This is a genomic window from Vibrio jasicida CAIM 1864 = LMG 25398 (assembly GCF_000400365.1).
Lineage (GTDB): Bacteria > Pseudomonadota > Gammaproteobacteria > Enterobacterales > Vibrionaceae > Vibrio > Vibrio jasicida.
In genome coordinates this window covers 49,752-74,493 of record NZ_BAOG01000004.1, presented here as the reverse complement: position 1 = coordinate 74,493, position 24,742 = coordinate 49,752, and the positions used below count along the sequence as shown (strand labels likewise).

The window sequence follows — 24,742 nt, the reverse complement described above, 5'->3', positions numbered from 1 at the left end:
TTCGCTTCATCAATGGAGTGAAAGAAATGGAGACTCATCAACAAGCTACTGCATGATCTTCCATACACCACATTTGACAATAGCTCACTTGCTTATAACCCACCATATTGCCATTTACATCAAATAAGTCCCATTTCTCTAACCAAGACGGTGTTATCAGAGGATGCTCCATCACAAGAAGCGTCAAAAGAACATTCAGCGTTGATTTGGTTGGTAAATTTAACTCTGTGTTGAGTTGGCTAGCGTTACCGTAAAACCCCCAAAATTGTAGATAGCCAGTGTCTTTTGCAGCGATGCCGTGCGCATAAAAGGTTGCTACTGTATTATCTAACTTATCTTCACCGACAAAGTTCTTATATTTTTTATAGCCTAACGTGCCGCTCAATGGTTTAACTAAGCCTGTGCTCTGAAAAGCTTTATTTCTATCTTCTCGCTCTAAAAGCTCTTCAAATTTCAAGAGACACACATGCCTGACATGCGCCATGTCTCGGTCTACACGTTGCTGAATAATTGAAACAGCCTCTTCATCTTTAATTTTGAGTGGAATGTTAGCAAACCATCGAAGGTTTTCTGGCTGCGTAGCATTGCCTCCAATTGAAAAGGTGGGTGCTGCATCTTTTGGGTCTTTCCAGTCTGGAACGATGAATGGTTTGTGAGGTTCAGCAAAAACACCCGTGTTGATAAAGCACTCGGTATAATAGTTAATGGTATCTCGCCACTTAGCATGAAAAGTCTTGGGGCAGTTATGGGCTGCTTGAGAGCGCACAAATAGCACTTTAAACACCTTATGGAAAAGTAGCTGCACATAATTACGACTTAGAAGGGTTTCTATTGTTAGTCCGTCTCGGTCGTTATAAACCGTGGCGATGCCCACAAAGAGTTTTTTGAGTTCATTTAATGCCTTGCTCAAAGATGATGATTTTTGTGTAAAAGCATAGTTTTTAAGGGCTAGATGAACCTTGTTGGTAAACGCCTCACTAAAATTCACATAAAGCGTATCCAGATGAGCCTCATGTTCTTTGCCTTCTTTTGATAACACCCGCCAACCATCAAGGTAGTCAGCCTTTGATTTATCTATATTAAGCTCTCTGAACTGAGCTAGACAGGTCGAAACGTCTTCTGTGATTTTTAAACTCGAAAGCTTTACTTCATCAAGAGTTAAATGTTTATCTTGCGCAATGTAGCGGAAAAGATTTTTGAGTTGATTACCAATCTTATATCTATGCTTGATAGTGGTATCATCATAGTTATAAACAAAGCCAATGAGCGACTGGAAGTGTGCATTAAGTGAGCTTGCATCATTCAGTATTTCCAATGCACTGTAGTTACCTTGTTTAACCAAGTAGCAGTAAGCTGCATAAACATTCAATGTTCGTTGTATAAAATTTGGGGGGATTGAGGATTCAGCAGCAAGTGTTAGGTAGTTAGAGTATTCGACTGACAATGCAGTTTTTAATAAAGAAAGCTCATTTAGTGTTTTTACATTCACAACCAAACCTCATAAATTGACAACTAATAATAAACGTAGATGTCAAATTGATTATTGTCAACGTAAATAAAATGCACTAAAAACCATTTAAATCATTCACATTCATAAGCTTGATACTCTTTTGATAACTTTTAGTTATTAGGATTATGAGAATCTCATCCAAAAACAACAGTCCATTATGCGCCAATGAAATTTCACCGGGTCTAGGCACTGAACCTCCCCCAACCAATGCCGCCATTGAACTAGAATGATGCGGGCTGCGCAGCGGGCGTGTTTTCCAATTATGTTCATTGATTTCACTTTGAGTTAGCGACGCTACTGATGCCGTTTCCATCGCTTCTTCATCGGTCATCTCAGGCAATAAATCACACAGTCGTGAAGCCAACATGGTTTTACCCGTTCCGGGAGGGCCAAGAAAAAGTAAGTTGTGATTACCTGCCGCCGCTATCTCTAAGGCACGTTTACCTTGTTGCTGCCCAATGATGTCTTGCAGATCTCGACCATGCTTTTCGACGACATTACGCTTTGGTGCTTGGTGTAATTCCAACTTATGCTGACCACAAAGCTCAGCGCACACTTCCAGTAAAGACTGCGCGGATTTATGTTGTTCTTTCCCCACCAAAGCGGCTTGATCACCGTTGGCATGGGGCACAACTAAATGACGCTGACTTTTATTTGCGGCCAGCGCGGCGGGTAAGACGCCTTTTACGGGTCTTAATCCGCCAGAAAGTGCCAATTCGCCAACAAATTCGTAGTTTTTAAGCTTATCTGTCGCGATTTGCTCTGAAGCGGCTAAAATTCCCAACGCAATCGGTAGATCGAAGCGGCCACCTTCCTTGGGTAAATCTGCTGGGGCCAAATTTACCGTGATTCGCTTGGCAGGAAATTGGAAGTTGGAATTAATGATCGCACTGCGGACACGATCTTTAGATTCTTTTACTGTTGTTTCTGGTAGACCGACGAGTGTAAAGCCCGGCATCCCATTGCTGATGTGGACTTCCACGCTTACCGATGGCGCTTGCACACCCACACTTGCTCGACTATGAATGATTGCCAGCCCCATAATTTCCTCAAATTTTTGTACGCTATATAAGCAGATGTTTTCTATATGGATATGTTATATAGCCTGTCCAGATGGGTACTTAATGTGAAAAAAGAATGACTTTTTGCTTGTCATGCAGCAGATTTGTGTGTTACCACTAGTGACGCAAACATTTTCGTAGAACATTACACAATACTTATTAACGAAAAAAGAACGACAGACAGATGAACATATTCGCTCACATCAACTCACTGCTAGCCCTGATTATCGTGGTCATTATTGACACCGCGCGGGGGAATGTGGGCGAAAAATAACCACAAATTACAAAAAACCCCCGCACTGAAAAGTCCGGGGGTTTTTTTACAACTACATGTTGTCATCTGTCTAACTCTTAGACAGCTTAACGGGAAGAATGGGAGTGCACATGAAGTGCGAAACACATGGCGATAGCTACGAGCCACAACGTAGCAAAGGAGGTTTACGATGACCGGTGCACAACTTGTCGTAGCCGCTTTAAGACAGCAAGGCATCGAGACGGTGTTTGGGTATCCTGGTGGAGCCATCATGCCAATCTACGATGCGCTATATGATGGTGGTGTAGAACATATCTTATGCCGTCATGAGCAAGGGGCCGCAATGGCCGCTATAGGAATGGCCCGCGCGACACAAGACGTAGCAGTTTGTATGGCTACTTCTGGACCTGGTGCCACCAATCTTGTTACTGGCCTTGCCGATGCCTTCCTAGATTCCGTGCCACTTGTCGCCATTACCGGTCAGGTTGCCAGTTCTCATATCGGTACCGATGCTTTCCAAGAAATGGATGTGATCGGAATGTCCCTCTCTTGTACCAAACACAGTTACCTAGTGACTGACATCGAAGACCTTGCCCCAACGCTTGCCGAAGCGTTCGAAGTAGCGAAAACAGGCCGCCCAGGTCCAGTTATTGTCGATATCGCTAAAGATGTTCAACTTGCTCAAGCACCAACTGAACTTCTGCCTCCCTGTGTTCCACCAGCCATCCCACAAGTCCGCGATGAAGACATCCAACGCGCACAAGAAGTTCTCGCCGCTTCAACTCGCCCTGTTTTGTACGTAGGTGGCGGTGTTCAACTTGCTAAAGCAACAGATGCCGTTCGTGAGTTTCTACGCCTAAACCCTATGCCAGCAGTAAGCACTCTGAAAGGGCTGGGTACCATTGAACGCCATGACCCACACTACCTTGGTATGTTGGGTATGCACGGCACTAAAGCAGCCAATCTTGTTGTACAAGAGAGTGACCTTTTGATTGTGGTAGGAGCACGTTTCGATGACCGAGTAACGGGTAAGCTTGATACATTCGCCCCCCATGCCAAGGTCATTCATATCGACATCGATGCGGCAGAGATACACAAACTGCGTCATGCAAATGCGCCATTGCGTGGTGACATCAATACCATTCTTCCTCAGTTAGAGTTAACACAAGATATCTCACCATGGGTTCACCACAGTGAAAGTCTACGTAGCGGTTTTAAATGGCGTTACGACCACCCAGGCGAGTTAATTTACGCTCCTCTGTTACTTAAACAGCTGTCTGACATGATGCCTGACAGCTCGATCGTGTCGACTGACGTAGGTCAGCATCAGATGTGGGCAGCGCAACATATCCAACCGCGTAACCCACAAAACTTCATCACTTCTGCTGGTCTAGGTACGATGGGCTTTGGCTTACCTGCTGCAATGGGCGCTGCTGTCGCACGTCCTGATGATCAGTCTATCCTTATTACAGGTGACGGTTCATTTATGATGAACGTGCAGGAGTTGGGCACGCTGAAGCGTCGTCAGATACCAGTAAAGATTGTCCTCCTTAATAACCAACGTCTTGGCATGGTTCGCCAATGGCAGTCGCTGTTTTTTGACGGCCGCCATAGTGAAACCATTCTTGATGACAATCCAGACTTCGTGATGCTGGCAAAAGCGTTCGATATCCCGGGTAAAACCATCACCAAGAAAGAAGAAGTCGAACCGGCTCTCAAAGAGATGCTAGAAAGTAAGACTTCTTACATGCTTCACGTTTTAATCGATGAAGAAGAGAACGTGTGGCCATTGGTGCCACCAGGCGCATCCAACAGTGACATGTTGGAAAATACTTAGGAGACAATCACATGGACAGATATTTACTCGACATCAAAGCCGATGACAAACCGGTACTGTTAGAGCGCGTTCTTCGTGTGATTCGTCATCGAGGCTTTGTGATCAAACAAGTTGCGGCGACGCAAAACCACGAAAGCAAAGTCGCCAGCGTAGAGATCATCGTCGACAGTGACCGACCAATCTCGTTCTTGGTTAATCAAATTGAAAAGTTGTGGGATATCCGTACCGTCGAGGTACTGAAAATTCGCAATGACGAACTCCCAAATCACAACCTACAACAACACGTGAGCGCATAAGGAAGGCAATAAATGGCAACGAAAACCGCAGATTTCATTTGGTTTAATGGTGAGATGGTTCCATGGGCAGAGGCAAACGTACACGTTTTGACTCATGCGATGCACTACGGCACCTCTGTTTTTGAAGGCGTACGCTGCTACAACACACCAAAAGGACCAATTGTCTTCCGCCATCGTGAGCATGCACAGCGTTTAAAAGACTCCGCAAAAATTTACCGCTTCCCTATCCCTTTCTCTGTAGAGGAAATCATGGAAGCAACACGCAAAACACTTCGCCAAAACAAACTCGATAGCGCTTATATCCGTCCACTAGGTTTTGTGGGTCATGTTGGCTTGGGCGTATGCCCGCCAGTAGGCACTGAAATGGAACTCATCATTGCTGCTTTCCCTTGGGGTTCTTACCTAGGTGAAGAAGCGCTAGAAGCTGGTGTTGATGCCATGATCTCTAGTTGGAATCGTGCAGCACCAAACACCATCCCAACTGCGGCTAAGGCAGGCGGTAACTACCTATCTTCACTGCTCGTTGGCGGTGAGGCTCGTCGTCACGGTTACGACGAAGGTATCGCACTGAGCGTAGACGGTTATCTATCGGAAGGGGCTGGTGAAAACATCTTTGTGATCAAAGACGGCGTGATCACCACACCACCAGCAACCAGCGCGATTCTACCAGGTATCACTCGTGATTCGATCATGACCATCGCACGTGATAAAGGCTATGAAGTGCGTGAAGCGAACATTGCTCGTGAAGCACTCTACCTTGCCGATGAAGTCTTTATGACAGGTACAGCTGCGGAAGTGGTGCCAGTGGCAACCATCGACAAAATTGAAGTGGGCACCGGTAAACGCGGCCCAATCACTAAAGAACTGCAAGCGGCCTACTTTGGCCTATTTAACGGCACCACGGAAGACAAGTGGGGCTGGTTAGACTATGTGTACCCAGAACAGAAGTAAGAAGGATTAAGAAATGCCAAAATATAGATCAGCTACCACCACACATGGTCGTAACATGGCGGGTGCACGTGCTCTTTGGCGTGCTACTGGCGTAAAAGATGAAGACTTCGGTAAACCAATCATCGCCGTTGTGAACTCATTTACTCAATTTGTTCCGGGTCACGTACACCTAAAAGACATGGGTCAATTGGTTGCCGGTGAAATAGAAAAAGCCGGCGGCATCGCAAAAGAATTTAACACTATCGCAGTCGATGACGGCATCGCAATGGGCCACGGTGGCATGCTTTACTCACTGCCTTCACGTGAACTGATTGCCGACTCTGTTGAGTACATGGTGAATGCGCACTGTGCCGATGCAATGGTGTGTATCTCTAACTGTGACAAAATCACTCCAGGAATGATGATGGCTGCAATGCGCCTAAACATTCCGGTTATTTTTGTTTCAGGCGGTCCTATGGAAGCAGGCAAAACCAAGCTTTCAGATCAGATCATCAAACTAGATCTTGTTGATGCAATGATCCAAGGTGCCGATCCAACCGTTTCTGATCAACAAAGCGAACAGATCGAACGCAGCGCATGTCCAACATGTGGATCATGCTCAGGCATGTTTACCGCAAACTCGATGAACTGTCTAACAGAGGCATTGGGTCTGTCTCAGCCAGGTAATGGCTCAATGTTGGCGACTCACGCTGACCGCGAGCAACTATTCATTAACGCAGGTAAACGCGTGGTTGAACTAACTCGCCGTTACTACGAACAAGATGATGAGTCAGCCCTACCACGTAATATCGCTAACCGCGCAGCCTTCGAAAATGCAATGGCACTGGACATCGCAATGGGCGGCTCTAGCAATACGGTTCTGCACCTGTTAGCAGCCGCACAGGAAGGTGAAATTGACTTCGACATGAACGACATTGATGAAATGTCTCGTCGCGTTCCACACCTCTGTAAAGTGGCACCGTCGACGCAGAAATACCACATGGAAGACGTGCACCGTGCTGGTGGTGTCATGGCGATCTTGGGTGAACTTGATCGTGCAAACTTGCTAAACGGCAATACACACACAGTGCTTGGCATGACGATGCAGCAACAACTTGCTGAATACGACATCATGCAAACGGAAAACGAAGAAGTCCTTAAGTTCTTCCGTGCTGGTCCTGCGGGCATCCGAACAACTCAAGCCTTCTCTCAAGATTGCCGCTGGGATCGCCTTGATGACGATCGCGTAGACGGTTGTATCCGTTCAAAAGAAAACGCCTTTAGCCAAGAAGGCGGCCTAGCCGTTCTGTCTGGCAACATCGCAGTGGATGGCTGTATTGTGAAAACCGCTGGCGTAGATGAAGAAAACCTTAAGTTCCAAGGTCCTGCAATCGTCTTTGAAAGCCAAGACTCTGCTGTTGATGGCATTTTAGGTGGCAAGGTAAAAGCGGGTGAAGTGGTTGTTATTCGCTACGAAGGTCCGAAAGGTGGTCCGGGCATGCAAGAAATGCTTTACCCAACCACGTACCTAAAATCGATGGGCCTTGGTAAGTCTTGTGCGCTACTGACAGATGGTCGCTTCTCTGGTGGTACATCAGGCCTCTCAATTGGTCACGCCTCTCCAGAAGCAGCCAGTGGAGGTACTATCGGCTTGGTTCAAAATGGCGACATCATCACCATTGATATTCCTAGCCGCTCTATCTCACTGGATGTTTCAGAAGAAGAGCTTACTGCACGCCGAGCAAAACAAGACGAACTAGGCTGGAAGCCAGCGAACCGTCAGCGTGAAGTCTCTTTTGCTTTGAAGGCGTACGCAAGCATGGCAACCAGTGCTGACAAAGGTGCAGTGCGAGATAAATCTAAGCTCGAGGGCTAGCTTTATGAGTCAACCCTTTCCCTTAAAACAGGAAAACCAGTCTGGTGCAGATTATCTGCGCCAGATCTTGCGCGCTCCTGTGTACGAAGTGGCAACCGTCACCCCTTTACAAGAGATGCCGCGCCTTGCTGCACGCATTGGTAACAATGTGCAGATCAAACGTGAAGACCGTCAACCAGTGCACTCGTTCAAGCTACGTGGCGCCTACAATATGGTGGCAAGCCTATCCGAAGCGCAAAAAAACGCGGGCGTGATTGCAGCATCAGCAGGTAACCATGCTCAAGGTATGGCTCTCTCTGGTACTAAACTTGGTATCCGAACGACGATTGTTATGCCAAAGACAACACCAGACATCAAAGTGGATGCGGTACGTGGTTTTGGTGGTAATGTCGTTTTGCATGGCAGTAACTTTGATGAGGCAAAAGCCGAGGCAGAGCGTCTATCCGAGTTAAACGGGTACACCTTTGTCCCTCCCTTCGATCATCCACTGGTGATTGCAGGTCAAGGCACCATCGGCATGGAAATGCTGCAACAAAATGGCCACCTTGATTATATCTTTGTCCCTGTCGGAGGTGGTGGTTTAGCTGCTGGCGTGGCGGTACTCGTCAAGCAACTGATGCCCGAAATCAAAGTCATTGCGGTTGAGCCGGAAGATTCTTCTTGTTTAAAGGCTGCATTAGATGCAGGCGAGCCCGTCGTGCTCGATCAAGTCAGCATGTTTGCCGATGGTGTTGCGGTAAAGCGCATTGGTGAAGAAACTTTCCGTCTATGCCAAAAGTACATTGATGGCCATATTGCGGTCTCTAGTGATGAAATCTGCGCAGCAGTCAAAGACATCTTTGAAGACACGCGCGCGATTGCAGAGCCCTCAGGTGCGCTTGCTCTAGCGGGTTTAAAGAAGTTTGCTGAGCAGAACAAACTAGAAGGCAAAAACCTTGGTACCGTGCTGTCTGGTGCGAATACCAACTTCCATGGTTTGCGCTACGTATCAGAACGTTGCGAATTGGGTGAAAAGCGCGAAGGTTTATTAGCAGTTACGATTCCAGAACGTCAAGGCGCTTTCTTTGAGTTCTGCAACTTGATTGGTGGTCGAGCGGTCACTGAGTTTAATTACCGTTACAACGATGATGCTTTGGCAAATATCTTTGTTGGTGTTCGTTTGCAAGGCGGTCAAGAAGAGTTGGAAAATATCATTCGCGATTTACGTGATGGTGGTTACCCTGTGGTTGACCTGTCCGATGATGAAATGGCGAAGTTACACGTACGCTACATGATTGGCGGTAAGCCGTCTAAACCACTCAAAGAACGTCTGTATAGCTTTGAGTTTCCAGAATACCCAGGTGCGCTACTTAAGTTCTTAAGCACTTTAGGTACTCATTGGAACATCAGCTTGTTCAACTACCGTAATCACGGTGCCGACTACGGACGCGTTTTATGTGGTTTCGAGTTAGATGAAAGCGACTTAGCTCAGTTTTCCGCGCATTTACGCGAACTTGGCTATCAATGTAAAGACGAAACGGACAACCCGTCTTATAAGTTTTTCTTGTCGTAGCCGACATCAAGCTATACAAAAATCCCTCGCCATGACGAGGGATTTTTTATTAACGTTGAACCAATGTGATTTCCGCCGCATCTGGCTCTGGCGTCTTAAACTCGCTGTATTGTTGATAATTAACGACACGGTCTCTGCCTTGGTCTTTCGCAAGATACAGCGCCTTATCAGCCATCTTCACTAACACTTCGATATCAGAAGCAGGCTCAGGATAAGTTGCGACACCAATCGAGACACTTAACTGACCTAGTGACAAACCTTTGTGCTCTAGGTGTAAAGCACGGATCTGATCCACTATGTTCTGTGCATAATCCGTTGCCGAAGCCATATCGCAATGAGGCAGAATCACGGCTAACTCTTCCCCGCCCAAACGACAGGCTGTTTCATCTTCAGAGACGGTGCGTTTTAATAGCGCGCTGATCTCTTTCAATACGTAATCACCGGCATCATGACCAAAGTTGTCGTTAAAGCGCTTGAAATGGTCGAGATCAAGCATCAATAGCGACATAGCTTCTGTGCTGGTCGCTGAGTTGTTTACGTGCTCCGTGAGCTTTTGCTCGAAGAAACGGCGGTTGTACAACCCCGTTAACGGATCGCTCAACGCCTGAGAACGTAACTTCTCTTGGAGACTCAAGTTCGCTAATGCTAAGCCTAAATGTTCCGCCACGCTGTACGACAACTGCATGGTCATCTCATCAACTTCAATCTCACCTTGGCCAAAATACAAATGCATGATACCGATGGTATTGCCGTGTGCAGTTAGAGGAATACACAGCGTCTGGTTATTTTCGATCGATGCCATATGTTCACAAGTTAAGTTATGGAATGACTCAATCGATAAGTGACTGCGACCTTTACGCAGTGACCAGCATTCATCAGGAGCAAATGAGCGACTTCCTGGCCAGCTATCCCCCCAATCTAGTTGCGTGACTAACTGGTTTCTTGAAGAGCGCATCAGAGAAATACTGCCATTCACCTTACCCAAAATACGAGGGACGATATCCTCTACGACCATCTGAGCTTCAATCAAATTGTTACATGCTGCCAGCATATTGGCCAAACGATGCATTAATTCAATTTCCAATGTACGCTGACGAATGCGCTCATCTTGTTTTTTCTGCTCTTCGGATACTTTATGGATGATTTGACGATGGCTGAAAATCGAGGTTGCGATAAGAAAGCCAATACTCAGTACCACCATGGCACCTAAGATCGCCATCAATTGTGATGTCATGGTTTTCAAATGGTGCATCGGTACGGCGAGTACCACGACGAACTCTTGAGAATCGATAACAACCTTGCGTGAGACGTAAAACAGATCAACAGACAACACTTCACTAAAGCGTACGTCGTAGCCAGACCCATTCTCCCAAGCTTGGACAAATTCAGGTCGGTCGCTGTGACTTTCCAGTCCAATTAAAGCGCGGTCTGACAGCGCAGTATCTCCGACAACGGTGCCCTGCTCATCAAGTACTTGAATACGAGCATCTGCATCGGCTTGCGTTAAGTCACCGATATAATCATCGATATCAGAATCGTGAGCGAAGCTCGGAGCATCTTCTTTAATTTCATAGATAACATCGGTAAGCAGAGATTCCGTTGTTCGCTGCACAGAATCATGCACTGAACGCTCAAGCGTTATATAAAACCCGTATAATCCCACCAACATAAACACAGACAATGTGATGATCGGTAAGATTTGCCATTTTCTATCCACTAATTTTGACATAATCGTTTATCCTAAATTTACCGAACTTTGTTTCGATTTTTAATGAATTGACCACATTGTCAACACGTGTTTCGGTCAATTTTCAATTTTATGAATGTTGTAGCCAATCTCGATGAAGTTGACTTGACGAGCCAAGATAATCCACCATCCATTGAATCAACTTATGGTTATCGTCCTTGCGCCACACCAAACAACACTGGCTCAGCGGCTTATCATCCGGCAGCACTTTTTCTACCAGCACACCATCATTAATAAGTGGCATAGCAATATGTCGTGGCATGTATCCTACGCCAACCCCATTTTTTAGACACTCAATCGCACTGTACCAATTAGGTAAAAGCAAACGTCGTTGTTTCGGATAATGCCCAGTGTGACGTTTTGGCAAGACGTTTGACGTATCATCTAAGCAAATAGCCGGAAATTTACTGACAAACTCTTCGGTAAGTATCTGCTGACGAACGCAAGGATGAGCCGGAGACATTACGAATGCCCAATCGAGTACGCCCATATCTTTGACTTCAAAATCGCCACCAACAGGAATTGCAGAAGTAGCGCCAACCACGATATCAGCTCGTTCCTGAGCGATAGCCTCCCAAGAACCATTAAATACTTCCATGTTGATTTGCAGCTCTGCAAATTCAAACTCTCGATAAAAGTCTTCAACCAAAGGTTTGAGCTTGTCGAGCTTGACCACGTTATCCAACGTGAGCTTCAACGTTGATTGCCAGCCATGAGCTGCACGTCGAGTTTGCGCTTTCACTTCTGCCATCTGTCTCAATAATAAACGCGCTTCAGCAATAAAAAGTTCTCCCGCTGGCGTGAGTTCTACCTTTCTCGGCAAGCGGCGAAACAGCACCACATCCAGTTCTTGTTCCACTTGACGTACGCCATAACTGATCGCCGACGGCACCTTATGCAACACTTCGGCAGCCGCAGTAAAACTGCCTAAGCGAGCAACCGTATCGAGCATCTCCAACGAAGATTTTGAGAACATGAATATCGACCCTTCAAAAAATTTGATTGATAACCAATAATTTTAGCGTTTTATTTTCTTAAAATCGAAAAATAGAATGGCGAGGTAAATAAATCAGGGTTAGCGCTAACTGATACTGAACAATAAATGATTAAATAATTTGATTGGTTGAATCATGAAAATCTCAAAACTACAGCTTGTTTATCTCGCAGCCTTATCAATGCTCGGCTTTATTGCTACCGATATGTACTTACCGGCATTCAAAGCAATGGAAATCGATTTTGCTACAGGCCCTGAACAAATCGCACTTTCTCTGACCGTATTTCTTGTTGGTATGGCTTTTGGTCAGTTGATGTGGGGCTTGGCTTCAGACAAATTTGGACATCGTAATACGTTGGCCGCAGGTTTGGTTCTGTTTACCATAGCCTCATTTGGCCTCGCGTTCAGTGAGCAAGTATGGCAACTACTCGCACTGCGCTTCGTTCAAGCGATTGGTGTTTGTGCTCCTGCGGTGATCTGGCAAGCGATGGTGATTAAACGTCACTCTAGCCAAAGCCAGCAAATTTTTGCCACCATTATGCCTTTGGTTGCGCTATCACCAGCACTCGCACCTCAATTAGGTGTGTTATTGGCAGACAGCTTTGGCTGGCACAGTATTTTTGTTGCATTGACGCTAATGGGTGTACTACTCGTTGTAGCAACTATGGCTCAGAAAGATGAAAAAGTAGAGGCAAAACAAACCAGTATGTCTTCAGACATCAAATCACTACTAGGTTCTAAAGCTTACCTAGGTAACGTGTTTATGTTTGCTACTGCGTCTGCGGCTTTCTTTGCTTACTTAACCGGTATGCCTGAGATCATGTCTCAACTTGGCTATGAAGCGAAGGACATTGGTTTAAGCTTTATTCCACAAACTATCGCCTTCATGGTGGGTGGTTACTTAGGTAAGGTTGGCGTTCGCAAATACGGTGACGAGAAGATTCTGCGTCAGTTGATTGGCCTGTTTAGTGTTGCTGCACTGCTTATCTTCGCTGCGTCACAATGGCAACTGACCTCTATCTGGCCAATCCTAGCGCCATTCTGTTTGATTGCGGTTGCTAACGGTGCACTTTATCCAATCGTAGTAAACCGCGCATTAGCAAGTGCTCAGCAAAGTCCTGCTACGGCTGCTGGCCTACAAAACAGCCTGCAAATTACCGTGAGCAGCCTATCAAGCGCACTTGTTGCAGCAATGGCGAGCCAAGCTCAAATGGTGACCGGTGTTGCGATTGTGATTTGTATGGGTGGTCTGTGGATGGGTTACATTCTATCTAACCGTGAATTGTCTCAGCACTTCACGACACCTGACAATGCTCGTGTGGTGAGTGAAGACGAGCTTTAAAACACCTTCAAACTCAGTCTATAAAGCAATAAACAAGAGCCGCACTATGCGGCTCTTTGTTTTTCTAGGATAGCTAAGAGTAAGAGCTTACATACTCTTCAAGCCCCATTTTTCAGCAGTTTGCTTAAAGAAGCCTTGAGTCTTCTTAAGCTCAACCCAGTGGTTGATGTAATTTATCCATACTTGGTCATCTTGAGGCAAGAGCATCGCAATTGGGGTTGGCTTGCGCGGCTCTTTGACTGGAACAATCGCCAACTGTTTAAACTTCTCCACCAGCGTGGCCGCTTCTACGTTTGATGTTACCGATACGTCGGCACGGCGAGCTAGCAATTCTTGGAAGTCACGTGCTGGCGCTTCAATCACAATATGCTGCGCAGATGGAAAGAAGTCTTTGACCAACTTCTCTTGAACCGTTCCCAGCGTCGCTGCTACTTTCACATCTGGCTTATCGAAGTCTGCCCAATCAGAGAATTTTGCTAGATCTTTTTTTTGCACCACAGGTACAAACGCAAGATAAAAATACGGTTGGCTATAACCTGCTACTTTTGCGCGTGACATATTCAATGACGCGCTACCTGTAATATCGTATTTGTTGGCCGTGATACCGTTAACCAGTGTTTTCCAATCGGTCGCAACGTATTCCACCTTAACGCCCAGATCTTTAGCAAGCTCAGCGGTGACATCGATATCAAAACCACGATAACCATTGGTCGCAGGATCTTTCATCGTCATCGGGTTCCAATCCCCTGTCGTCCCTACACGTAAAACACCTTTGTCCAATATCTCTTGTAGACGACTTTCTGCATGAACGACTTGAGTTATCGCAAGCAGGCACATTCCTAGCGCAAGCAACGTTTTTTTCATTTTCTATTCCCTTAAAAGAATGAGAGTGGGAGATATTCCCTTTAATTATTAACCATTAGTACGGCTTCATTGATAACATAGCAGCAACAAAGGAAGTTTTTTAGTCAGTTCAGGGAGTAATTGTGAACTATCGACATCTGTGCCTCGTTTCATTGCTTTTTCTCACCGGTTGCTCTGACTACCAATGGGGCTGGTATGTTCTTGATCCATCGACCGAACAAGGGCTGACAAACATCAGATTTCTGGTCGCAGGCTTTAATGACACGATCCAAGTGTCATTGCTCAGTATGTTGTTTGCGATGACGATTGGATTGCTCATCGCCCTACCCGCGCTCTCTGACTCTCCAATACTCAAGTGGATAAACCGTATTTATGTGGAGGTGATCCGCTCTATTCCTGTTTTGGTACTGCTGCTTTGGGTGTATTACGGCATGCCGACGCTGCTAGACGTATCACTGAATCATTTTTGGGCAGGTGTGATTGCGTTAACCATTGCAGAAAGTGCCTTTATGGCAGAAGTATTTAGAGGCGGGATCCAAGCTATCAGTCGTGGCCAACATGAAGCAGCAGAGTCACTTGGATTAAACTATTGGCAAAAAATGCGTTTGGTGATTCTTCCTCAAGCGTTCCGACAAATCTTACCGCCACTGGGGAATCAATTCGTTTATATCCTTAAAATGAGTTCGTTGGTCAGCGTAATAGGTTTAAGTGACTTAACGAGACGAGCGAATGAATTGGTCGTGAATGAGTACTTACCATTAGAGATCTATACGTTTCTCGTCTTAGAGTATTTGGTGTTGATTCTTTTGGTCTCTCAAGCGGTGCGCTGGCTAGAGAAGCGCATAGCGATCCCAAGTCACTAAACTCTATCTTTCACAACACCAGATGCAACAAAGCCGCTCATCAAGAGCGGCTTTGTTTTTTTGAAGTAAACGAATTAAGCTTACTTTTTCTTAACTGGACGTTGCCAACCGGTAATTTTGCGCTCTTTCGCGCGAGAGATCACAAGCTCACCTTCAGCGACATCTTTGGTTAACGTAGTACCAGCACCAATAGTTGCACCATCCGCAACTGTCACTGGCGCGATAAGTTGGCTATCTGAGCCAACGAAAACGTCGTTACCAATGACGGTCTTGAACTTGTTCGCACCATCGTAGTTACAAGTAATGGTACCCGCGCCGATGTTAGTGCGTTGACCGATTTCTGCGTCACCTAGGTAAGTTAGGTGGTTCGCTTTAGAGCCTTCACCGATACGCGCGTTTTTCACTTCTACGAAGTTACCCACGTGAGAGTCGTTACGCATCTCTGCGCCAGGACGTAGGCGTGTGAATGGGCCAACCGTACATTCTTCACCAACGGTTGCACCTTCAATTACGCTGTATGGGCGAACGATGGTGTTATCGTCGATTTCACAATCTTTTAGAACGCAGCCTGTACCAATCACTACGTTATCACCCAGTGATACTTTACCTTCGATGATTACATTCGCGTCGATTTCACAGTCCATACCACATTGCAGTTCACCACGTAGGTCGAAACGCGCTGGGTCGCGCAGCATAACGCCTTGTTCTAGCAGTTTCTGTGCTTGCATTGATTGGAACGCACGCTCTAAACGAGCCAGTTGAGCACGATCGTTAACACCTTCCACTTCAATCGCGTTTACTGGGTGCACTGCCTCTACCGCACGACCTTCATCGTGTGCGGCCGCGATAACGTCAGTTAGGTAGTATTCACCTTGTGCGTTTTCGTTATTTAGACCGGCAAGCCAGCGCTTCAGGTCACCGCCTGTCGCCACCAACACACCAGTATTACATTCTTTGATGAGCTTCTGCTCTTCTGTCGCATCTTTTTGTTCAACGATCGCCACAACAGGGCCATTTTTACGGATGATACGACCGTAACCCATTGGGTTGTCAAGCATGACGGTTAATAGCGCGATGCCGCCCGTAGGTTGTGCATCAAGCAAGTTTTCAATCGTTTCAGCTGAAATCAGTGGAACATCACCATATAGAATCAGTACTTTTTCATCGTCTTCAAACTTTGGAGAAGCTTGATCAACTGCATGACCCGTACCTAACTGCTCAGCTTGCAGTACCCAATTAACCGGTTCTTCAGCAAGCGTCTGATGCATTTGGTCACCACCGTGACCATAAACTAAATGGATGTTTTGTGCGCCTAGGCCAGTACATGTATCGATAACATGTTTTGCCATTGGCTTCCCTGCTAAAGTGTGAAGCACTTTAGGCATGTTCGAATACATACGGGTACCCTTACCCGCAGCTAGGATCACAGCACTGAATCTCATGATTAACCTATTGACGTTTTAGTTTTAATTGGGCGTTATTTTAAACACCTTGAAGGGAATAGTTAATGGCGGGATGTAAATTTCCTACTAAAATTAATCAAAAAGGCGACCAAATGGCCGCCTTTTTCATGCAACGTTGCTAATAGAGCTTAGCGACGCTTTTTGGTCAGCTCGATAACTCGTAGCTGAGCAATGGCTTTAGCCAGTTCACTGGCCGCTTGTGCGAAGTCCATGTCGCCATGCTGATTCTGGATTTGCTCCTCAGCGCGACGCTTGGCTTCTTCTGCCTTCGCTGCGTCTAGATCTTCACCACGAATCGCTGTATCAGCCAGTACTGTAGCAGTACCAGGCTGAACTTCGACCATACCACCAGAGACATAAATGAACTCTTCGTGGCCGTGCTGTTTCACAATACGCACCATACCAGGCTTAATAGCGGACAGGAGCGGAGTGTGGCCGTGGAAAATACCCAGCTCACCTTCGCTACCGGTCACCTGAAACGTTTCAACGCGACCTGAGAAAATACGTTTCTCAGCGCTTACTACGTCTAGGTGAAAGGTTATTGGTGCCATATCGCCTCCTAGTTAGCCTTATAGCTTCTTCGCATTCTCGATAGCATCGTCAATCGAACCGCAGTACATGAACGCTTGCTCTGGAATGTCATCGTATTCACCAGCTAGTAGACCTTTAAAGCCACGTAGAGTCTCTTTAAGAGGTACGTAAACACCAGGGTCACCTGTAAATACTTCCGCTACGTGGTAAGGCTGAGTTAGGAAACGCTCAATCTTACGTGCACGAGATACAACTTGCTTATCTTCTTCAGATAGCTCGTCCATACCTAGAATCGCGATGATGTCTTTCAGCTCTTTGTAGCGCTGAAGAGTCTGCTGAACACCACGAGCTGTGTCGTAGTGGTCTTGACCAACAACCAATGGATCTAGCATACGAGATGTAGAATCCAGTGGGTCGATCGCAGGGTATAGACCCATTGCTGCGATGTTACGGTTAAGTACAACCGTTGCATCCAAGTGCGCGAACGTTGTTGCTGGAGATGGGTCAGTCAAGTCATCCGCTGGTACGTATACCGCCTGTACAGACGTGATAGAACCTTGCTTAGTTGACGTGATACGCTCCTGTAGTACACCCATTTCTTCTGCAAGCGTAGGCTGGTAACCTACCGCAGATGGCATACGACCTAGAAGTGCTGATACTTCTGTACCTGCAAGCGTGTAACGGTAGATGTTATCGATAAACAATAGAACGTCACGACCTTCATCACGGAAACGCTCAGCCATCGTTAGACCTGTCAGAGCAACACGTAGACGGTTGCCCGGTGGCTCGTTCATCTGACCGTAAACCATTGCTACTTTTGATTCTTCAGGTTTCTCGATGTTTACAACACCCGCTTCCTGCATCTCAAAGTAGAAATCGTTACCTTCACGAGTACGCTCACCAACACCTGCAAACACAGATAGACCTGAGTGTTGAAGTGCGATGTTGTTGATAAGCTCCATCATGTTAACGGTCTTACCTACACCTGCACCACCGAATAGACCGATTTTACCACCCTTAGCGAATGGACAAATCAAGTCGATTACTTTAACACCGGTTTCTAGAAGTGCAGTTTCGTTTGATTGCTCTTCGTAGCTTGGTGCTTCACGGTGGATAGAGTAAAGCTCTTCCGCACCGATCTCACCACACTCATCAATCGCGTCACCTAGAACGTTCATGATACGACCTAGGGTTTTAGTACCTACTGGTACTGAAATTGGAGCGCCAGTGTTAACCACTTCAACTCCGCGACGTAAACCATCAGAGCTACCCATTACGATACAACGAACTACGCCACCGCCTAGCTGTTGCTGAACTTCAAGAACAAGACGTTCTTTTGAGTCCGTAACGTTTAGAGCGTCATATACACTAGGTACATTGCTCTGTGGGAACTCTACGTCGACTACCGCACCAATGATCTGTACGACCTTACCTGTAGCCATCGTTAATCCTCTAAACTATTTCGTTTAACCTAAGCTTAAACCGCTGCAGCACCTGATACGATTTCAGACAGTTCTTGTGTAATCGCAGCCTGACGGGCTTTGTTGTACACAAGTTCTAAGTCTTCAATCAGGTCACTCGCGTTATCCGTTGCAGCTTTCATCGCAATCATTCGAGCCGCTTGCTCACAAGCAAGGTTCTCAACCACACCTTGGTAAACCTGAGACTCTACGTAACGCACTAGAAGTGTGTCCAGTAGAGGTTTTGGTTCAGGCTCATAGATGTAATCCCATGAATGCTCACGCTGCATCTCTTCGCTGTCCGATTTAGGCAAAGGTAGCAATTGATCGATCGTTGGTTGCTGAACCATAGTATTCACAAATTTGTTAAACACTACGTACAGGCGATCCAATTCACCCTCATCGTATTTCTTTAGCATTACGCTTACAGAACCGATTAGGTCTTCAAGGCTTGGGCTATCACCCAGACCTGAAACCTGAGCAGCAACTTTTGCGCCACTGCTTTTGAAAAATGCTGTCGCTTTTGAACCAACAACTGCCAGTTCAACTTCTGCACCTTTCTCTTTCCAAGCCTGCATATCTGTCACAGCTTTTTTGAACACGTTAATGTTCAAGCCGCCACACAGGCCACGGTCTGTAGAAACGATGATGTAACCAACACGCTTGGCTTCACGCTCTTCTAGGTACGGATGACGGTACTCTAGGTTTGCGTTTGCCACATGACCGATCACTTTACGCATTGTTTCAGCGTATGGACGAGAAGCTTCCATTGCATCTTGAGAACGACGCATTTTTGAAGCTGCTACCATTTCCATCGCTTTCGTAATTTTCTGCGTGCTTTTAACACTACCGATTTTATTACGTATCTCTTTTGCGCCGGCCATCGTTACTCTCCGTTAGTTGGTGGCAGAAACTGCCACCGACCTAATTACCAAGTTTGGGTTGCTACGAAGTCGTCAGTCAGCTTCTTCAACTGAGCTTCAACTTCATCGTTGTACGCACCCGACTTGTCGATCTCAGCTGCAAATTCAGCGTATTGACCGCGAGCATACGATAGTAGAGCCGCTTCAAAATCTAGCAGTTTGTTTAGTTCAACATCTGCTAAATAGCCGCGCTCTGCCGCGAAGATAACTAGTGCTTGGTCAAATACAGACATTGGAGCGTACTGCTTCTGCTTCATTAGTTCTGTTACTTTTTGACCGTGGTCTAGCTGTTTCTTCGTTGCTTCATCAAGGTCAGACGAGAACTGTGCGAATGCAGCTAGTTCACGATACTGAGCTAGTGCAGTACGGATACCGCCAGATAGCTTCTTGATGATTTTCGTCTGAGCTGAACCACCTACACGAGATACTGAGATACCTGGGTCAACGGCTGGGCGAACACCCGCGTTGAATAGCTCAGTTTGTAGGAAGATCTGACCATCGGTAATCGAGATTACGTTAGTCGGTACGAATGCTGAAACGTCACCTGCTTGAGTTTCGATGATAGGAAGAGCAGTTAGAGAACCAGTCTTACCTTTCACTTCACCGTTAGTGAAACGCTCTACGTACTCTTCGTTTACACGAGCTGCACGCTCTAGTAGACGAGAGTGTAAGTAGAATACGTCACCTGGGAATGCCTCACGGCCTGGTGGACGTTTTAGTAGTAGAGAGATCTGACGGTAAGCTACCGCTTGCTTAGATAGATCATCGTAAACAATCAGTGCGTCTTCACCGCGATCGCGGAAGTATTCACCCATCGCACAACCTGCGTATGGCGCTAGGTATTGTAGCGCTGCAGATTCAGAAGCAGATGCAACAACAACGATAGTGTTAGCTAGCGCGCCGTGCTCTTCTAGTTTGCGAACTACGTTAGCGATAGTCGATGCTTTCTGACCGATTGCTACGTAGATTGAGAAAATACCAGAGTCTTTCTGGTTGATAATCGCATCGATCGCCATTGCTGTTTTACCAGTCTGACGGTCACCGATTACAAGTTCACGCTGACCACGACCGATTGGGATCATTGAGTCAACTGATTTGTAGCCAGTTTGTACAGGTTGGTCTACCGATTTACGGTCGATTACACCTGGTGCGATTACTTCTACAGGCGAAGTCAATTTAGCTTCGATTGGACCTTTACCATCGATAGGTTCACCTAGCGTGTTTACTACGCGACCTAGTAGCTCTGGACCAACTGGCACTTCAAGAATGCGGCCAGTACCTGTAACTTTCATGCCTTCCTTAAGGTCAGCATATGGGCCCATTACTACCGCACCAACCGAGTCACGCTCAAGGTTAAGTGCTAGTGCATAACGGCCACCCGGTAATTCAATCATTTCACCTTGCATCACGTCCGCTAGGCCGTGGATGCGGATGATACCATCGCTTACCGATACGATAGTACCCTCGTTGCGAGCTTCACTAACAACGTCGAAAGATTCGATGCGTTGTTTGATTAGATCGCTAATTTCCGTGGAATTAAGTTGCATGCTCCAATCCCCATTAAGACTGCAATGCATCGCTCAGGCGGTTCAAACGACCTCGCGCTGAGTCATCGATGACTAGGTCTCCGGCTCGAATAATAACCCCACCAAGTAGGGTCTCATCTACGCTGCAATTCAGCTTCACTTTGCGTTCAAGACGCACTTCAAGTTTGCTGCCAATATTTGCTAGCTGTTCATCAGAAAGTTCGCTTGCTGAAATGACTTCAACATCGATTTCTTTCTCATGTTCTTTCTTCAATAAGAAGAATTGCTCACAAACATCGGGAAGGGCCGTTAAACGACCATTCTCAGCCATAACCTTAATCAGGTTTTGACCGTGCGCATCAACTTGTTCACCGCAAACTGCAACAAAAATTTCTGCCATTTTCTCGGCGGAAACAGAACCGGTTAAAAGTTCATTCATTTGTTCGTTTTTGGCAACTTCAGTAGCGAAAGACAACATTTGGCCCCATTGGTCCAACTGGTCTTTGTCTACAGCAAAGTCAAAAGCTGCTTTAGCATAGGGGCGTGCGATTGTAGTCAAATCAGACATATGCGCCCCCAGACTTAAAGTTTTGCAGTAATGTTGTCGAGAATATCTTTCTGAGCGTCTTTATCGATAGTACGCTCAAGGATTTTCTCGGCACCAGCTACAGCCAGAGTAGCAACTTGTTTGCGCAGCTCATCGCGTGCACGATTACGTTCAGCTTCAAGTTCTGCTTCCGCTTGCGCTAGGATTTTCTGGCGTTCTGCCTGAGCTTCCTCGCGAGCTTCATCAATAATTTGAGACTTACGCTTATTCGCTTGGTCGATGATCTCAGTTGCTGTGCGCTTCGCTTCTTTCATCTGATCAGAAGCGTTGGCTTGTGCTAGATCCAAGTCTTTTGCAGCACGTTCTGCTGCTTGAAGACCATCAGCAATTTTCTTCTGACGTTCTTCGATCGCTTGCATCAACGGTGGCCATACATACTTCATGCAGAACCACACAAATAGTGCGAACGAGATTGCTTGACCTAGCAGAGTTGCGTTTATATTCACAACAGCTACTCCCTTTTAAGAATCAACTACAAAAATACAATTAACAGAGTTGTTAATTAGCCTGCTAGTTGACCCACAAATGGGTTTGCGAAAGTGAATAGTAGCGCGATTACGATACCGATCATTGGAACCGCATCAAGTAGACCTGCGATGATGAACATCTTAACTTGTAGCATAGGAGCCATTTCTGGTTGACGTGCAGCACCTTCTAGGAATTTACCACCTAGCAGTGCGAAACCAATCGCTGTACCAAGAGAAGCAAGACCGACGATAATACCTACGGCGATTGCAGAAAAGCTCAGTAAAGTTTCCATTACTATCTCCAATTTATAGTTGTTGGCTTAGTGCCCAAATAAAAAGCTTAAAAAATTAATGATCAGCGTCTTCGTGTGCCATTGACAGGTAAACAATTGTCAACATCATGAATACGAAGGCTTGAATCGTAATAACCAAGATATGGAAGATTGCCCACGGTAGTGAACCCATCCATTGTAAGTACCATGGTAGCATTGCCGCACAAAGAATGAATACAACCTCACCCGCGAACATGTTACCGAATAAACGCATACCAAGAGAAAGAGGCTTCGCTAGTAGCGATACCACTTCGATCAGTAGGTTAAACGGAATCATTAGTGGGTGATTGAATGGATGTAGTGCAAGTTCTTTTGCGAATCCACCTAGACCTTTCACTTTGATGCTGTAGTAAATCATCAATGCGAAAACGCCTAGAGCCATAGCCATGGTGATATTCACATCAGCAGACGGTACAACCTTAAGGTAAGGGATACCTAGCCAATGCTCTGCTGGGTAAGGCAAGAAGTCGATCGGGACTAAGTCCATCACGTTCATCAAGAATACCCAACAAAAGATAGTCAGTGCTAAAGGCGCGATCAGTGGGTTGCGTCCATGGAACGTGTCTTTGACGTTTTCCGCGACAAATTCAACGATCATTTCTACAGCACACTGAAGCTTACCCGGTACACCCGCTGTTGTTCCCTTCGCTACTTTGTAAAAAATTCCGAGGAAAATTAAACCAGTAAACCAAGAAAAAAACAGGCTATCGATATGTACGTTCCAGAAACTTGCTTCATCCGCTACCAAGCCTAACTTAGCTAAAGAAAGGTTTGATAAGTGGTGGGCAATGTATCCGGACGATGTTAGCGCTTCACCTGGCGCAGCCATAACTCATCCTATTTTTTGTTGTTAATGAATAGCACTGGTGCACAGATATTAATACCTAGTACCAGCAAATAGGTTAGTTTGAGGGGAACAAGTTCCACCTGCATATACATGTAGGCAACGTAGAATAGCGCAACCGTGATGAGAATTTTCAGAGCTTCGCCTGTGAAAAATGAAGCTGCAATACGCTTTGCAGCGCGAGCCCCACTAAACATAAAAGCAAAGAGCGCGAATACTGCATTGGCAACGACAAAAATGCCACCACCAACCAACGCTGAAAATCCCCATTCAGGATTCACGGCCACCGCCATTCCTGCCGCCACAAAAATAACCGCGCCAGACTGGATCATTAACAATTGCTTTGCGAGCTCTCGTCCTGGTCTAGCTAACGCAGCTACCATGTATTCGTACCTCTAGTAATATCCACTTCGCACTAAACTCTATGTGCAGGGAAATTGGCGAAAATTATACGGTGAGAACAATTGAATGCAATTATATTGCATCAAAAACTTACAGTTTTGTTTACAATCCGACAACTTTCACACAAAATTCGATTAAATTGATTAATTGACCTAAATCAATTATCTCATCTAGGCCTCTAGCTTGGCAATCAGTTGATCCAATTTGTGAGGCTCATCAAGACTTATCGTCACTTTCGCTTTGCCGTTTGCAGAACGGACCAAAGAAACCTTAGCATCAAGCAGTTGACTCAATTTATGCGACATTTGCTCCGCTTCGGTATCTTCTTGTTGCGCTTTTTGCTCATTTTGTGGCGCTAAGCACTTTTTTACTAACTGTTCGGTTTGGCGAACTGTCATTTGCTTCTTAGCGACTTGCAGAGCTACTTCAATTTGTTGTTCGCCTTCTAAAGCCAACAATGCTCGAGCATGACCCATTTCTAATTTTTTATTAGCGACCAGACCTTTTACGTCAATTTCTAATTGATTCAGACGTAATAAGTTACTGACGGTCGTTCTTGATTTGCCAATCACATCGGCCACTTGCTGATGAGTCAGCGTGAATTCATCTTGCAAACGCTCAAGCGCTTGCGCTTCTTCAATCACATTCAAGTCTTCACGTTGAATGTTCTCAATCAGCGCCATTGCGATGGCTGCTCGGTCTTCAACCTTTTTCACCAAGCAAGGAACACGTTTCAGCCCTGCTTGCTTAGCAGCGCGCCAACGGCGCTCACCAGCGATAATTTCAAACTGACCGCCTGCGACTTGACGTACAACGATAGGTTGAATGATGCCTTGTGATTGAATAGAAGCCGCTAGCTCTTCTAGGGCTTCTGGCGCCATATCTTTACGCGGTTGGTAAACACCCGGTTGCAATTGACCGATCGCTAAATCCGTCAGTTCACCATCTGCCGACAATGCTTGGCTGTGCGATGCAATATGCTGTTTTTCACGAGCCAGCGAACTGGTCGACAACAGCGCATCCAGTCCTTTTCCTAGACCACGCTTAGACATGGGATGAATT

21 protein-coding genes and 2 pseudogenes are annotated in these 24,742 nt (G+C 46.1%); 7 read left to right on the top strand and 16 right to left on the bottom strand.

Annotated elements, in window-relative coordinates:
* Positions 1-85: 85 nt before the first annotated feature.
* A pseudogene (locus VJL_RS01970) lies at positions 86-1,489 on the bottom strand (hypothetical protein); the annotation flags it as partial.
* Positions 1,490-1,640: 151 nt separating this feature from the next.
* Positions 1,641-2,552, bottom strand: a pseudogene (locus VJL_RS01965) (YifB family Mg chelatase-like AAA ATPase); the annotation flags it as partial.
* Positions 2,553-3,014: 462 nt separating this feature from the next.
* On the opposite strand from VJL_RS01965, the gene ilvG reads away from it, so the two are divergent.
* The 5 genes from ilvG to ilvA are packed head-to-tail and all read left to right on the top strand — an operon-like array spanning position 3,015 to position 9,315.
* Positions 3,015-4,661, top strand: coding sequence for an acetolactate synthase 2 catalytic subunit (gene ilvG / locus VJL_RS01960; RefSeq protein ID WP_038870177.1), 1,647 nt, complete (start codon positions 3,015-3,017; stop codon positions 4,659-4,661).
* Positions 4,662-4,672: 11 nt separating this feature from the next.
* Complete coding sequence (ilvM, locus tag VJL_RS01955) at positions 4,673-4,957, top strand: acetolactate synthase 2 small subunit (protein WP_005440786.1); 285 nt, start codon at positions 4,673-4,675, stop codon at positions 4,955-4,957.
* 12 nt (positions 4,958-4,969) lie between these two features.
* Complete coding sequence (ilvE, locus tag VJL_RS01950; protein WP_038875206.1) at positions 4,970-5,908, top strand: branched-chain-amino-acid transaminase; 939 nt, start codon at positions 4,970-4,972, stop codon at positions 5,906-5,908.
* Between the two features lie 13 nt (positions 5,909-5,921).
* On the top strand, positions 5,922-7,763 hold the full coding sequence (ilvD, locus tag VJL_RS01945) for a dihydroxy-acid dehydratase (protein WP_038870179.1): 1,842 nt from the start codon (positions 5,922-5,924) through the stop codon (positions 7,761-7,763).
* 4 nt (positions 7,764-7,767) lie between these two features.
* Positions 7,768-9,315: a threonine ammonia-lyase, biosynthetic gene (gene ilvA / locus VJL_RS01940; RefSeq protein ID WP_038870180.1), complete on the top strand. Its 1,548-nt coding sequence runs from the start codon at positions 7,768-7,770 to the stop codon at positions 9,313-9,315.
* A gap of 49 nt (positions 9,316-9,364) precedes the next feature.
* Here the strand turns inward: ilvA and VJL_RS01935 are convergent, their stop codons facing one another.
* Both VJL_RS01935 and punR read right to left on the bottom strand, forming a co-directional pair.
* A complete protein-coding gene (locus tag VJL_RS01935; RefSeq protein WP_038875204.1) occupies positions 9,365-11,044 on the bottom strand; it encodes a sensor domain-containing diguanylate cyclase in 1,680 nt (559 codons plus the stop codon).
* Positions 11,045-11,132: 88 nt separating this feature from the next.
* The gene (gene punR, locus VJL_RS01930; protein ID WP_038875201.1) at positions 11,133-12,038 is read right to left on the bottom strand and encodes a DNA-binding transcriptional activator PunR; all 906 of its coding nucleotides are present in this window, start codon (positions 12,036-12,038) and stop codon (positions 11,133-11,135) included.
* Between the two features lie 154 nt (positions 12,039-12,192).
* On the opposite strand from punR, the gene punC reads away from it, so the two are divergent.
* Positions 12,193-13,398 (top strand): purine nucleoside transporter PunC, encoded by a 1,206-nt coding sequence (gene punC, locus VJL_RS01925; RefSeq protein ID WP_038870183.1) that lies wholly within the window; start codon positions 12,193-12,195, stop codon positions 13,396-13,398.
* An 87-nt stretch (positions 13,399-13,485) separates the two neighbouring features.
* Here punC and VJL_RS01920 read toward each other — a convergent pair whose 3' ends face one another.
* On the bottom strand, positions 13,486-14,262 hold the full coding sequence (locus tag VJL_RS01920) for a transporter substrate-binding domain-containing protein (protein ID WP_038875199.1): 777 nt from the start codon (positions 14,260-14,262) through the stop codon (positions 13,486-13,488).
* Positions 14,263-14,384: 122 nt separating this feature from the next.
* On the opposite strand from VJL_RS01920, the gene VJL_RS01915 reads away from it, so the two are divergent.
* Positions 14,385-15,125, top strand: a complete 741-nt coding sequence (locus tag VJL_RS01915; RefSeq protein WP_038875196.1) for an amino acid ABC transporter permease — start codon at positions 14,385-14,387, stop codon at positions 15,123-15,125.
* A gap of 80 nt (positions 15,126-15,205) precedes the next feature.
* On the opposite strand, the gene glmU is transcribed toward VJL_RS01915, so the two are convergent.
* The 11 genes from glmU to VJL_RS01860 form a co-directional block, all read right to left on the bottom strand.
* A complete protein-coding gene (gene glmU, locus VJL_RS01910; RefSeq protein WP_038870186.1) occupies positions 15,206-16,567 on the bottom strand; it encodes a bifunctional UDP-N-acetylglucosamine diphosphorylase/glucosamine-1-phosphate N-acetyltransferase GlmU in 1,362 nt (453 codons plus the stop codon).
* A gap of 149 nt (positions 16,568-16,716) precedes the next feature.
* Entirely contained in the window at positions 16,717-17,139 is a 423-nt protein-coding gene (locus tag VJL_RS01905; RefSeq protein ID WP_005429758.1) for a F0F1 ATP synthase subunit epsilon, read from the bottom strand.
* An 18-nt stretch (positions 17,140-17,157) separates the two neighbouring features.
* Complete coding sequence (atpD, locus tag VJL_RS01900; protein ID WP_038870187.1) at positions 17,158-18,561, bottom strand: F0F1 ATP synthase subunit beta; 1,404 nt, start codon at positions 18,559-18,561, stop codon at positions 17,158-17,160.
* Positions 18,562-18,596: 35 nt separating this feature from the next.
* Positions 18,597-19,463 carry a F0F1 ATP synthase subunit gamma gene (gene atpG / locus VJL_RS01895; protein WP_038870188.1) on the bottom strand — a complete coding sequence of 289 codons (867 nt, stop codon included), beginning with the start codon at positions 19,461-19,463 and terminating at the stop codon, positions 18,597-18,599.
* 44 nt (positions 19,464-19,507) lie between these two features.
* A complete protein-coding gene (atpA, locus tag VJL_RS01890) occupies positions 19,508-21,049 on the bottom strand; it encodes a F0F1 ATP synthase subunit alpha (RefSeq protein ID WP_038870189.1) in 1,542 nt (513 codons plus the stop codon).
* Positions 21,050-21,062: 13 nt separating this feature from the next.
* Positions 21,063-21,596 (bottom strand): F0F1 ATP synthase subunit delta, encoded by a 534-nt coding sequence (gene atpH, locus VJL_RS01885; protein ID WP_038870190.1) that lies wholly within the window; start codon positions 21,594-21,596, stop codon positions 21,063-21,065.
* A 14-nt stretch (positions 21,597-21,610) separates the two neighbouring features.
* Complete coding sequence (atpF, locus tag VJL_RS01880; RefSeq protein WP_005451032.1) at positions 21,611-22,081, bottom strand: F0F1 ATP synthase subunit B; 471 nt, start codon at positions 22,079-22,081, stop codon at positions 21,611-21,613.
* 56 nt (positions 22,082-22,137) lie between these two features.
* Positions 22,138-22,395, bottom strand: coding sequence for a F0F1 ATP synthase subunit C (atpE, locus tag VJL_RS01875; protein WP_005372317.1), 258 nt, complete (start codon positions 22,393-22,395; stop codon positions 22,138-22,140).
* A 55-nt stretch (positions 22,396-22,450) separates the two neighbouring features.
* Positions 22,451-23,263, bottom strand: a complete 813-nt coding sequence (atpB, locus tag VJL_RS01870) for a F0F1 ATP synthase subunit A (RefSeq protein ID WP_020195196.1) — start codon at positions 23,261-23,263, stop codon at positions 22,451-22,453.
* Positions 23,264-23,271: 8 nt separating this feature from the next.
* On the bottom strand, positions 23,272-23,661 hold the full coding sequence (locus VJL_RS01865; protein WP_038870191.1) for a F0F1 ATP synthase subunit I: 390 nt from the start codon (positions 23,659-23,661) through the stop codon (positions 23,272-23,274).
* A 189-nt stretch (positions 23,662-23,850) separates the two neighbouring features.
* Positions 23,851-24,732 carry a ParB/RepB/Spo0J family partition protein gene (locus VJL_RS01860; protein WP_038875194.1) on the bottom strand — a complete coding sequence of 294 codons (882 nt, stop codon included), beginning with the start codon at positions 24,730-24,732 and terminating at the stop codon, positions 23,851-23,853.
* Positions 24,733-24,742: the final 10 nt, after the last annotated feature.

Bases quoted from the DNA above. Each gene is read 5' to 3' on its own strand.
- ilvG (WP_038870177.1), top strand. From the start codon at position 3,015: ATGACCGGTGCACAACTTGTCGTAGCCGCTTTAAGACAGCAAGGCATC.
- ilvM (WP_005440786.1), top strand. From the start codon at position 4,673: ATGGACAGATATTTACTCGACATCAAAGCCGATGACAAACCGGTACTG.
- ilvE (WP_038875206.1), top strand. From the start codon at position 4,970: ATGGCAACGAAAACCGCAGATTTCATTTGGTTTAATGGTGAGATGGTT.
- ilvD (WP_038870179.1), top strand. From the start codon at position 5,922: ATGCCAAAATATAGATCAGCTACCACCACACATGGTCGTAACATGGCG.
- ilvA (WP_038870180.1), top strand. From the start codon at position 7,768: ATGAGTCAACCCTTTCCCTTAAAACAGGAAAACCAGTCTGGTGCAGAT.
- VJL_RS01935 (WP_038875204.1), bottom strand. From the start codon at position 11,044: ATGTCAAAATTAGTGGATAGAAAATGGCAAATCTTACCGATCATCACA.
- punR (WP_038875201.1), bottom strand. From the start codon at position 12,038: ATGTTCTCAAAATCTTCGTTGGAGATGCTCGATACGGTTGCTCGCTTA.
- punC (WP_038870183.1), top strand. From the start codon at position 12,193: ATGAAAATCTCAAAACTACAGCTTGTTTATCTCGCAGCCTTATCAATG.
- VJL_RS01920 (WP_038875199.1), bottom strand. From the start codon at position 14,262: ATGAAAAAAACGTTGCTTGCGCTAGGAATGTGCCTGCTTGCGATAACT.
- glmU (WP_038870186.1), bottom strand. From the start codon at position 16,567: ATGAGATTCAGTGCTGTGATCCTAGCTGCGGGTAAGGGTACCCGTATG.
- VJL_RS01905 (WP_005429758.1), bottom strand. From the start codon at position 17,139: ATGGCACCAATAACCTTTCACCTAGACGTAGTAAGCGCTGAGAAACGT.
- atpD (WP_038870187.1), bottom strand. From the start codon at position 18,561: ATGGCTACAGGTAAGGTCGTACAGATCATTGGTGCGGTAGTCGACGTA.
- atpG (WP_038870188.1), bottom strand. From the start codon at position 19,463: ATGGCCGGCGCAAAAGAGATACGTAATAAAATCGGTAGTGTTAAAAGC.
- atpA (WP_038870189.1), bottom strand. From the start codon at position 21,049: ATGCAACTTAATTCCACGGAAATTAGCGATCTAATCAAACAACGCATC.
- atpH (WP_038870190.1), bottom strand. From the start codon at position 21,596: ATGTCTGATTTGACTACAATCGCACGCCCCTATGCTAAAGCAGCTTTT.
- atpE (WP_005372317.1), bottom strand. From the start codon at position 22,395: ATGGAAACTTTACTGAGCTTTTCTGCAATCGCCGTAGGTATTATCGTC.
- atpB (WP_020195196.1), bottom strand. From the start codon at position 23,263: ATGGCTGCGCCAGGTGAAGCGCTAACATCGTCCGGATACATTGCCCAC.
- VJL_RS01865 (WP_038870191.1), bottom strand. From the start codon at position 23,661: ATGGTAGCTGCGTTAGCTAGACCAGGACGAGAGCTCGCAAAGCAATTG.
- VJL_RS01860 (WP_038875194.1), bottom strand. From the start codon at position 24,732: ATGTCTAAGCGTGGTCTAGGAAAAGGACTGGATGCGCTGTTGTCGACC.